The sequence below is a fragment of the Vibrio sp. VPAP30 genome (assembly GCF_001188205.1).
GTDB classification, from domain to species: Bacteria; Pseudomonadota; Gammaproteobacteria; order Enterobacterales; family Vibrionaceae; genus Vibrio; species Vibrio bivalvicida.
This window is the reverse complement of the sequence record NZ_LBLS01000013.1, coordinates 482,237-492,507: the sequence shown is the minus strand read 5'-3', so window position 1 is coordinate 492,507 and position 10,271 is coordinate 482,237. Positions and strand designations below refer to the sequence as shown.

Genomic DNA, 10,271 nt, shown 5'->3' with positions numbered 1-10,271 from the left:
GAGCGCCTGCTCATCAAGCAAGGCCTGACTTTTGAAGCGGCTTTCCCAGAAATGTCCTTTGCATTGGTCTTCTTTGTTGGCTTGGCAGGCAATCTCAAAATTAAGCTCTTTCATAAACCAACTCAGGTTCCATAGTCGCTCGCGCCAAGATTCGATAATTGCTAAACACGCTTCACGTTCGGCCTTACTGGTTAGCTGCCCTTCTAACCATCGCGTTACTATATTTGGCAGTTTGTGCCCCCTCTGCCAACGCTCAACCACCTCAAGATACGATAGGTTTAGGGCTTTGTCTCGATTGATGTGTAAGACCAAGTGGTAGTGGTTACTCATTATGGCGTAGGCGCAGATGTCGATGCAGTAAAGTTGCGTTAGTGCCATCATTTTTTGCTTCACCCACGCTCTACGGTGCTCATAATTTTGCTTGGTGACAGGATCAGTCCCACACAGGAAGCTGCGCCTGACACAGCGAGACACGCAGTGATAATAAGGTGTAGCATCAACGCATATCTGTTGTTTTCTCGCAGTTGTCATCTTTAAGCCTCCCTTTGGTGATTTACCCATTGAGGTTAAGAATGCCACCAAAAAGCTGCAACCCGCATTAAGTGAACCTTTGGCGTAGGTATCAACAACTCACTCTTATTTCATCCTTTAAAGCGTGTGTCCTTTCTACTTCTAGCGTGTGTCCTTTCTACTCGTATTGTTAGTTCATAAGCTTAAGTGCTTAGCCAAGAAATCAAACACTATACGTACTCTTCTACTTGTGTGTAATTCCCTATGACAAACAAGCCATGCATCTAGTTCAAAGGGCTGAAAATGCTCTTTGAAAGCAATTCGTAAATCAGGATTATTACGAGCAATATGCTCTGGCAAAAGAATTAGTGATCGAGTTAACAGTACTAACTGCCACTGCACTAACTGGTTGTTACAGACCAGGGTAAAAGGGTTGTGTTTGAGATCCCAACCGGATCGTTTTAGGTGCTGGCGTAGATACTCTTCCTGATCAAATCCGATGATGGTTACGTTTGCAACCTCATTGGGGGACCTGTCTTGAAAGCTCTTTACCAAATCTTTATGCCCGTATAAATAAACGGTTTCGTGACCGATTTTTTTTGCAATTAGATCTAGATCAGTAGGTCTTTTATAGCGCAATGCTATATCGGCCTCTCTGCGCTTTAAGTCACTGACTTGGTTGGATACGACAAGCTCGATATTTATCTGTGGTGCATATTCCTTTAGTTTGCTAACAAATGGAGGAAAACGGAAAAATGCATCAAGTTCCGTGAGAGAGATGCTCACTTTTCCAGAGAGACTTTCATCTTGCCCCAGTGCCGCGAGTAGCATTTGATTTGCAGACTGAGCCATTTGGTTGACGTGTTGATAGAGTATTTGACCACTATCTGTCAGTACCAGTTTTTTGCCCACTCGCTCAAAAAGAGTGAGTTTGAGCTCTTCCTCAAATGCGGCAATTTGGCGCCCTAACGTCGGCTGACTCATGTTTAAGGCTCGGCCTGCTGCTGAAAATGACCCCTCTTCAGCGACGACTAAAAACGCTCTTGCGCGATTCCAATCAAATTTAATATGTTTCCATTCCATAGCGAATTCCTTAGGTATTCATATTTGAATGATTGTCATGCATATTTAGTGGATATCCAAACGATTTTGAATTGATAAGCTAATGGGCAAGCGATAGTCGAAAGGAATATGAAATGAAAATACTGGTACTAGGAGCCACTGGAGCGACGGGGGAGCTGGTTGTTAGCCAACTGCTTGATGCGAATCACCATGTGGTTGCTTTAGTTAGGAATATCACCGTATTAGCAGAGCACTCGAATTTGACTCAGTACCAAACAACGGCACTAGCGATGCCCATTCAGGAACTAGAAGGGATCGTGGCAGAGTGCCAAGCGTGCATATGTTGTTTAGGCCACAACTTCACTTTGCAAGGTGTTTATGGAGCACCGCGATTGTTGGTTCGAGACAGCATATTGCGTATTGCTTCCGTGATATCACCTCAACGTAGCGAGCCACTAAAGTTAGCTTTAATGAGCTCCACAGGGGTGAGAAATCGCGTCATTAATGAAACAGTGTCCAGACAAGAGAGGTGGTTATGTCTTCTATTGCGAGGTTTGCTTCCTCCACATCGTGATAATGAAAAGGTAGCAGAGTTATTAAACCGCAGCCGTAAACTGAACTCGCTTTTAGAATGGACAATCGTGCGACCTGATACGCTGATTGACCGTTGCGACGTAAGCCCATACCAATGGCACAACAGCCCTACACGTAGTGCCTTGTTTGACGCCGGAGAAACCAGCAGAATCAATGTTGCCAATGCTTTGAGTCGATTGGTGAGTGACCCCACTCTTTGGCAAAAATGGCGTGGTAAAATGCCCGTAATATATAACTCATAAGTACGTGAGTGATTCGAGAAATGTAGAGCCCCAGCAAGCTACTGGGGCTATATTGTTTACTCACCTAAAGCTTTACGTGCTAGCCTTGATGCTGCAGCTTTATGGCGTTCCATCAATTGACGGATGTCGACGCCAATCACTTCACTGTTCATTACTCGCCAGTGACCCGCAACCATCACGCGGTCGGCTTGTTGAGCGCCACATAATAGGAGTGCCGCAAGAGGGTCATGACTGCCTGAGAAACGAATATCGTCGAGTTTGAACATCGCAATATCGGCCTGTTTACCCACGCTAAGCTCGCCAATATCATTACGTCCCATCGCTTGTGCTGAGCCTTTGGTCGCCCAACGCAGCGCATCAAAATGGGATACGTTTGCCGAGCCATACTGTAGGCGCTGTAAGTACATCGCCATACGCACTTCGGCAATCATGTTTGAGCCATCGTTTGAGGCTGAGCCATCAACGCCTAGGCCGACTTTAACACCTGCGGCTTCTAGGTCATTGTTTTTACAAATCCCTGAAGCAAGCATCATGTTTGATGTAGGGCAGTGGCTAATGCCTACGCCCGCTTGGCCTAGCCTGCGAATCTCTTCATTATTGAAATGGATACCATGGGCAAGCCAAGTTTTGTCATTGAGCCAGCCGACGTCTTCGAGATAATCGACCGGGCGCATACCAAATTGCTCGACACAGAAATCTTCCTCATCCAGCGTTTCGCACAAATGGGTGTGCATCATGACATTCTCTTGCTTGGCGATGTGGGCAGTTTCTTTCATCAAATCTGTCGTGACGGAGAAAGGAGAGCATGGCGCGAGCGCGATTTGGGTCATTGCCCCTTCTTGTTGCTGGTGGTATTGGCGAATCAAACGGTAGCTGTCATCGACAATCGCTTGCTCGGTTTGAATGGTATGCTGTGGCGGTAAGCCGCCGTCTTCTTCACCTAAACTCATTGAGCCACGAGTGAAGATGGCTCTGACGCCAAGCTTTTGCGCCGCTTCGACCTGCAAGTCTATCGCGTGTTCTAAACCGTTTGGCAGCAAGTAGTGATGATCGGAAGCAGTGGTACAACCCGACAGCATCAACTCAACTAAGGCAAGCTCAGTCGCGACACTCATCATCTCTTCATCTAGGTTTGCCCAGACGGGATACAGGCTTTTGAGCCAATGAAACAGTTCTTTGTTTAACGCGTCAGGGTAAGCGCGCGTTAAGGTTTGATAAAAATGGTGGTGGGCGTTAACGAGCCCAGGTGTGACGACATGCCGAGAGGCCTCAACCACATAATCAATTGAGTGGGACGGCGTCCCATGCTTTGGGATAAGTTCGACAACTTTGTTTCCCTGAACCACGAGACCACCTTGGGCGTCTTGCGTGTTTCCGGTATAAATTGCCAGTGGATTCTTAATCCAGATGGTTTCCATTCATAATAGTCCTTAGCCATCTCAGCCATTTCAGGGGAGAGGGTCTTAAACGTTTTAGTTACAGTTAAGCTAGCAAATACTAGCGGTGTTATTGTTGTTAAGCTCAGATTGATGTCAGTGAGCTTAGGTCTCCTTTTGATACCTTTGTTGTGATTAAAGTGAGTTTATTCAGTGGTCTTTGCTTCAAGTTTGCTTTGCACCTCTTGTGGCGCTTCATCATCAGATTTTCGAATGATCTTTTCTTCGACTTGAACCTTACTCTCAGTCAGTGCTTCACGAACTTCTTTGTTGGAAGACTTAGGAAGAAGTTGATGAAGAAGAACCGTTGCTATGGTGCCCGTGGTAATGCCAGAGTGCAGGAAATTAGCAATATCGTGCGGTAAGTGTTGAAGTAAACGAGGTTCAAAAGTCACGGCTAAGCCTGATGCCAATCCAACACAGATAACCAGTGCATTTCGTTTGGTGTCTGCGGCCATAATCAGCATGCGAATACCTGCGTAGGCAATCATACCAAACATAACAAAACCAACACCGCCAAGAACCGGTTTAGGAATGGTCACCGCAACGGCCGCAAGTTTAGGGAACAAGCCGCCTAAAATCAGTAGTCCACCTGTTGCTGCAACAACATATCGACTCGCTACACCAGTAATGCCCACTATCCCAACGTTTTGACTGAAAGAAGCCAGTGGCATAGCGGTTAAGATCGAAGAAAGCGTACTGCCTAAGCCATCACCAAGCAGACCGCGTTGCAGATCTTTGCCCGAGATTTGTTTATTACAGTTGTTTGCTAGGGCCATAAAGTCACCCGTTGCTTCAGCAATGACGACAATATAAACCAAGCTCATGCTCACAATGGCGCTGGCTTGAAAGCTTAATCCGTATTTAAGAGGCTCTGGTCCACCGACCCAAGCGGCAGAAGTAATATCATCGAGGTTTACCATACCTAGAGATAGCGCGACGATGTAACCGCCCGCCAGACCAATAACAATGGCAGATGCAGCAACGGCGCCTTTACAGTAAACCGAGACCGCAACCACGATGCCCAGTGAAACGATGGCTAAGAAAAGCTTTGGTAGAGTTGCGAAGTTTTCACTCGCTGCGGGCGCATCACCCACCCAATTCATCGCAACGGGCAAAATGGTTAATCCGATTAGGGTGACAACAACGCCACTCACTACCGTTGGAAATAGCTTGCGGACTTTGTCCATATAAAAGCTAGCAACAATCACTACTAGAGAACCGACTAAAGCCGAGCCCATGATGCTAGCGACACCGCCTTCGCGGCCAATGGCAATCGCCACACCTAGGAAAGCAAAACTAGAGCCCATGACAACAGGTAAACGAATACCGATAGGGCCGATACCAATACATTGCGCCATGGTGACGATACCCGAAGCGAGTAGGGCAGCATTGATTAGCGAGACAATCTCTTCATTAGGCAGTCCGATGGATGCGCCAACAATGAGCGGCACAGCCACAATACCACCAATGGATGCCAGCATGTGTTGTAAAGCCAGCAGCAAGGTAATGCCGTGTGGCGGCTTTTGGTTGAGTGTATACAGAAGTTTCATTGGTTATACCTCAGAGAGAATCCATTTTTCTCTCGTAGATTGGACAATTGACTTCTACAAACTACGTAGGGTCACGAATTTTTCGTATAGGAAGCTAGCCCGAACCCATGCTCAGGCTAGTTTTCACAAGGATAATTAGGGTCATCAGACCCTAGAAATTAGATGTAGATAAGCTTAGCGACGAAGACGACAGTCAGGATGTACATTGAGATGGAGACATCTTTGGTTTTTCCTGTCGCGACTTTCAGTACTGTGTAAGTAATAAAGCCAAGAGCAATACCGTTTGCAATTGAGAAAGTAAGCGGCATCATCAGGGCCGTAATCGCAGCCGGAGCGCCATTGGTAAAATCTTTCCAATCGACATGCTGCATACTGCTCATCATTACGAACGCGACGTAGATTAGTGCACCTGCAGTGGCGTAAGCTGGGATCATACCTGCCAAAGGTGAAAGGAAAATAGCGGCTAAGAACAGTGCTGCTACCACAATGGCTGACAGACCTGTACGAGCCCCTGCAGCTACACCTGCAGCACTCTCTACGTAACTAGTTACAGGTGGACAGCCGACACATGCACCTGCAACACTAGAGATAGAATCGGCTTTTAACGCCTTGCTAAGCCCTTCGATCTTGCCTGTTTCTTTGTTTACCAGATGCGCACGTTCTGCAACACCCATCAGTGTGCCTGCGGTGTCGAACATATTAACGAACAAGAAGGCTAAGATGACGCTGACCATTGAGATGTTAAACGCGCCAGAGATGTCCATTGCCATAAAGGTAGGTGCAATACTTGGCGGTGCAGCAAAGAAGCCGTTGTACTGAACGAGACCTAACATCATGCCAACGACAGTGACGCTCAAAATCCCGATCAGTACCGCACCGAACACTTTACGCTCACTGAGTACCGCAATGATTAAGAAAGCGATAGCGGCAAGCATGGCATCAGGTTTAGTGAAGTCGCCAAGTGAAACCAAAGTAGCTGGGTTCTCTACAACAATGCCTGCGGTTTTAAGCCCGATAAGACCTAAGAAAAGACCAACACCTGCGGTCATTGAGAAGCGTAAACTCTCTGGAATACTTTCAATGATCCATTGACGTATTTTGTAGAAGCTCATCCCGACAAATAGGATACCAGAGAGGAATACCGCACCAAGCGCCACTTCCCAACTGTAGCCCATTTCACTAACCACAGTGAAAGAGAAAAAGGCGTTAAGGCCCATGCCCGGCGCCAAACCGACAGGCCAGTTGGCAAAGAGCCCCATTAACAGACAGCCAATCGCTGCACCAATACAGGTTGCAACGAAGACCGCGCCAGAATCCATCCCTGAAGCCGCCATGATTTGAGGGTTAACGAAAATGATATATGCCATAGTGGCAAAAGTGGTGATCCCCCCGATCATTTCGTTTTTAACACTGGTTCCATGTGCTTTCAGTTTGAAAAAGCGCTCTAGTAAGCCACCCGATTGGCTTTCGTTGTTAAGCACTTCTGCTTTGCTTTCATTCATGTCAGCAAGTCCTTTTGTTTTGGTGTTTCTGAAATTGAATACCGCTTTCTGCATCTTGATGGTGTTGTTGCAGACTCCAATTCTCCCGATTGATATGTATGACGTTGTTAGGGTTATCTATTGCTGATTACTTTGGTTAGCTTCCACGATAGGTAGAGAAGCTGTACGGCGAAACAAGCAAAGGCACGTGGTAATGTGCACCTGTTTCTCCTAGACCAAAGCGAATCACAACGTCATCTAGGAATGGGATTTCACCAAGGTCGACATCTTGGTTCTTGTAGTAATCGGCAACATGGAATACCAGTTGATATTTGCCTGTCACAAGCTCGTCGCCTTCTAGCACTGGTTCATCAGTTCGACCATCAAAGTTGGTGGTGACCGTTTTAATCTTGGTCAGGCTGCCCTCTTCAACACGGAACAGCTCAACTTGAATATTTGCACCGGGAACGCCGTGCATTGTATCCAATACGTGTGTAGTTAATTTGCCCATAATTGTTATTCGCGCCCAGCGCTCTCCTTAGCGTTTATTGATTTTAAATTGTACACAAAGTTGTTTTAAACTTGCTTCTGTTACCTATATATGTACACAAAATATTCGGATAGTAAAGCTTGATGTTATAATTTTGTTACTAACGAAAGTGAGCAAAAATCAGTTTTGTGAGATCGAGCTAGATAACTATTTGAGCCTAAGCGTAGGTAACTTATTGATAAAATAGCTTTTGTTTACGTGAATTAACTTCAACAACAAAATCTTTACATTAAGATAATTTATTGTATACAATGAATGTATGAAGTTTAAGAAGGCATAAAGACAAAGTGTCTTGTATTTAAGGAGAGCCTGAATGGATAAGGATTATTCACGAGACCTGATTGGCTATGGGGCGAATCCTCCTCACCCTAAATGGCCAGGTGGTGCTCGTATCGCCGTGTCGTTTGTGTTGAATTACGAAGAGGGTGGTGAGCGCTGCCTTTTACATGGGGATGATGAGTCCGAAGCCTTTCTGTCAGAGATTCCAGCCGCGCAGCCGATTAAAGGTGAGCGACACATCAGCATGGAATCAATCTATGAGTATGGCAGCCGCGCAGGTGTGTGGCGTGTGTTAAAGCTCTTTGATGAGTACGAGATCCCACTGACCGTATTCGCAGTAGCGATGGCGATTGAACGTCATCCCGATGTAGCAGAGGCCATGGTTCAAGCGGGGCATGAGATTTGTAGCCATGGCTATCGCTGGATTGATTACCAATACATGGATGAGTCGCAAGAGCGCGACCATATGATGAAAGCGATTGAAATCATCAAAGCGATCACTGGTGAAAGGCCGCTTGGTTGGTATACAGGTCGCACTGGCCCTAACACCCGCAAGTTAGTCGCAGACGAAGGTGGTTTCCTCTATGACTCTGATGCCTACGACGACGATTTACCGTATTGGCATACCGAAGCAGGTCAGCCTCAGTTAGTGATTCCTTACACGCTTGACGTCAACGATATGCGCTTTGCCACTGTGCAAGGCTTTAACTCAGGTGAACAGTTCTACCAATACCTAAAGGACACATTCGATACTCTATACGCTGAAGGTGCGACTGCCCCCAAGATGATGTCGGTTGGTCTGCATTGCCGCCTGATCGGTAGACCGGGTCGTATCGCATCGTTAAAGCGCTTCCTAGATTACGTTAAACAACATGACGACGTGTGGTTATGTCGCCGTGTTGATATTGCTCGCCATTGGCACGAGCACCATCCATACACACCAAAAAAGGGAAAATAGCATGACTGAATTTCGTTTTTGCAAACCATCTCAAATGGAACGTACGGAATTTGTCTCCCACTTTGGCGATGTGTATGAGCATAGCCCTTGGGTGGCAGAAGCCGTTTACGATCAAGGACTATCAGATCAGGATAACTTTGTTTCAAACCTGCACATAAGAATGGCTGAAACGCTATTAGAAGCAGAGAAAGTAAAACAACTTGCACTTATAAATGCTCACCCAGATTTAGCGGGGCGAGCAGCAATTAACGGCGAACTTACCGCCGCATCCACTGCGGAACAAGCTGGTGCAGGCATTGATCAGTGCTCAGCAGAAGAGTTCGAAAAATTCACTACGTACAACGACAGTTACAAAAGCCGCTTCAACTTTCCCTTCATCATGGCAGTGAAAGGGGCCAATCGTTACCAAATTCTTGAATCCTTCGAGAAGCGATTAGGCAATGATAGTGACACTGAGTTTGCTACCGCGATTCAAGAGATCAACAAGATCGCACTGTTTCGCCTACGAGATATGTAAGTCACAGAGTTGTCGACTATCTCGCTTTAATACCAATTGGTATAGCGCTCGATAAGAGCTTACTCACTTAACCTATTTTTGAATAATTGGAAGGATAAGGACATGTCCTTAGATATAGAACAATACATTAACCTTGCTGACGATAAACTGGGCGCAGAAGCTATCTACGCTACCGACGACTTCTTTGCTGATAAGAGCCGACTTTTGCGCCGTGAAGCACCGGAATGGAAAGATGATCTTTACGATGACAATGGCAAATGGATGGATGGCTGGGAAAGCCGCCGTAAGCGTGGTGAAGGCTACGATTACTGTGTCATTCGTTTAGGTCTTGCGGGGACGATTGCAGGTGTCGATATTGACACTTCTTTCTTCACGGGTAACTTCCCGCCGTCGGCTTCGATAGATGCCTGTTATTCCCCAGACGGTGATCCAACTGACGCAACCGAGTGGCAAGAGATTCTGCCTTCTATGGGTTTGCAAGGCGATCATCATCATCTTGAACAAATAGAAAGTGATGAAGTGTTTACTCACTTGCGTCTCAACATTTATCCAGATGGTGGTGTTGCGCGTTTACGTGTTTATGGTCGACCTAGCGTTGATTGGGATCGCATCGATAGCCAACAGAAAGTCGACCTTGCTGCGGTTGAAAATGGCGGTCGCGCTTTGGTATGTAGTGATGAACACTACGGCAACAAGTCTAACATTCTTGGCCCAGGTCGCGGTGAGAATATGGGTGATGGTTGGGAAACAGCCCGCCGCCGTACTCCGGGCAATGACTGGGTGATTGTTGCACTGGGACATGCTGGCAACATTGACCGAGTGGTTGTCGATACGGCTCACTTTAAAGGTAACTTCCCTGACAGCTGCTCAATTCAAGCGGCGTATGTGAAAGGTGGAACGGATGATCAAGTTGCGACTCAGAGTCTCTTCTGGCGCGAGCTCTTGCCTGCGCAAAAGCTCAAGGCACATGACATTCACGAGTTCAGCTCAGAGGTGAATGATCTTGGCGCTGTGACTCATATTCGCCTCAATATTTTCCCTGATGGCGGTATCAGCCGTTTGCGTTTGTTTGGCACTAAAGCGAAATAA

At 46.6% G+C, this 10,271-nt stretch carries 9 protein-coding genes and 1 pseudogene; 4 read left to right on the top strand and 6 right to left on the bottom strand.

All coding sequences use genetic code 11. From position 1 onward, the window contains the following. Both ZX61_RS04125 and ZX61_RS04120 read right to left on the bottom strand, forming a co-directional pair. Window positions 1–531 (bottom strand): annotated as a pseudogene (locus tag ZX61_RS04125) (transposase); the annotation flags it as partial. 174 nt (window positions 532–705) lie between these two features. Continuing rightward, window positions 706–1,593 carry a LysR family transcriptional regulator gene (locus ZX61_RS04120; protein WP_049843433.1) on the bottom strand — a complete coding sequence of 296 codons (888 nt, stop codon included), beginning with the start codon at window positions 1,591–1,593 and terminating at the stop codon, window positions 706–708. A 113-nt stretch (window positions 1,594–1,706) separates the two neighbouring features. On the opposite strand from ZX61_RS04120, the gene ZX61_RS04115 reads away from it, so the two are divergent. Then, window positions 1,707–2,408 carry an NAD(P)-dependent oxidoreductase gene (locus ZX61_RS04115; RefSeq protein WP_049843432.1) on the top strand — a complete coding sequence of 234 codons (702 nt, stop codon included), beginning with the start codon at window positions 1,707–1,709 and terminating at the stop codon, window positions 2,406–2,408. A 56-nt stretch (window positions 2,409–2,464) separates the two neighbouring features. Here ZX61_RS04115 and ZX61_RS04110 read toward each other — a convergent pair whose 3' ends face one another. The 4 genes from ZX61_RS04110 to uraH all read right to left on the bottom strand — a co-directional run bounded on the left by ZX61_RS04110 (window position 2,465) and on the right by uraH (window position 7,389). Further along, window positions 2,465–3,826, bottom strand: coding sequence for an 8-oxoguanine deaminase (locus ZX61_RS04110; protein ID WP_049843431.1), 1,362 nt, complete (start codon window positions 3,824–3,826; stop codon window positions 2,465–2,467). 164 nt (window positions 3,827–3,990) lie between these two features. Beyond that, the gene (locus tag ZX61_RS04105; protein WP_049843430.1) at window positions 3,991–5,397 is read right to left on the bottom strand and encodes a nucleobase:cation symporter-2 family protein; all 1,407 of its coding nucleotides are present in this window, start codon (window positions 5,395–5,397) and stop codon (window positions 3,991–3,993) included. Between the two features lie 158 nt (window positions 5,398–5,555). Then, on the bottom strand, window positions 5,556–6,899 hold the full coding sequence (locus ZX61_RS04100; RefSeq protein ID WP_006880329.1) for an NCS2 family permease: 1,344 nt from the start codon (window positions 6,897–6,899) through the stop codon (window positions 5,556–5,558). Between the two features lie 136 nt (window positions 6,900–7,035). After that, entirely contained in the window at window positions 7,036–7,389 is a 354-nt protein-coding gene (gene uraH / locus ZX61_RS04095; protein WP_049843429.1) for a hydroxyisourate hydrolase, read from the bottom strand. Window positions 7,390–7,741: 352 nt separating this feature from the next. Between uraH and puuE the strand changes: the two genes are divergently transcribed. The 3 genes from puuE (at window position 7,742) to alc (ending at window position 10,271) form a co-directional block, all read left to right on the top strand. Then, complete coding sequence (gene puuE / locus ZX61_RS04090) at window positions 7,742–8,665, top strand: allantoinase PuuE (RefSeq protein ID WP_049843428.1); 924 nt, start codon at window positions 7,742–7,744, stop codon at window positions 8,663–8,665. 1 nt (window position 8,666) lies between these two features. After that, window positions 8,667–9,182 carry a 2-oxo-4-hydroxy-4-carboxy-5-ureidoimidazoline decarboxylase gene (gene uraD / locus ZX61_RS04085; protein WP_049843427.1) on the top strand — a complete coding sequence of 172 codons (516 nt, stop codon included), beginning with the start codon at window positions 8,667–8,669 and terminating at the stop codon, window positions 9,180–9,182. A gap of 102 nt (window positions 9,183–9,284) precedes the next feature. Next, window positions 9,285–10,271 (top strand): allantoicase, encoded by a 987-nt coding sequence (gene alc, locus ZX61_RS04080; protein WP_049843426.1) that lies wholly within the window; start codon window positions 9,285–9,287, stop codon window positions 10,269–10,271.

Excerpts from the sequence above, each read along its gene's own strand:
- ZX61_RS04120 (WP_049843433.1), bottom strand. The coding sequence starts at position 1,593 with ATGGAATGGAAACATATTAAATTTGATTGGAATCGCGCAAGAGCGTTT.
- ZX61_RS04115 (WP_049843432.1), top strand. The coding sequence starts at position 1,707 with ATGAAAATACTGGTACTAGGAGCCACTGGAGCGACGGGGGAGCTGGTT.
- ZX61_RS04110 (WP_049843431.1), bottom strand. The coding sequence starts at position 3,826 with ATGGAAACCATCTGGATTAAGAATCCACTGGCAATTTATACCGGAAAC.
- ZX61_RS04105 (WP_049843430.1), bottom strand. The coding sequence starts at position 5,397 with ATGAAACTTCTGTATACACTCAACCAAAAGCCGCCACACGGCATTACC.
- ZX61_RS04100 (WP_006880329.1), bottom strand. The coding sequence starts at position 6,899 with ATGAATGAAAGCAAAGCAGAAGTGCTTAACAACGAAAGCCAATCGGGT.
- uraH (WP_049843429.1), bottom strand. The coding sequence starts at position 7,389 with ATGGGCAAATTAACTACACACGTATTGGATACAATGCACGGCGTTCCC.
- puuE (WP_049843428.1), top strand. The coding sequence starts at position 7,742 with ATGGATAAGGATTATTCACGAGACCTGATTGGCTATGGGGCGAATCCT.
- uraD (WP_049843427.1), top strand. The coding sequence starts at position 8,667 with ATGACTGAATTTCGTTTTTGCAAACCATCTCAAATGGAACGTACGGAA.
- alc (WP_049843426.1), top strand. The coding sequence starts at position 9,285 with ATGTCCTTAGATATAGAACAATACATTAACCTTGCTGACGATAAACTG.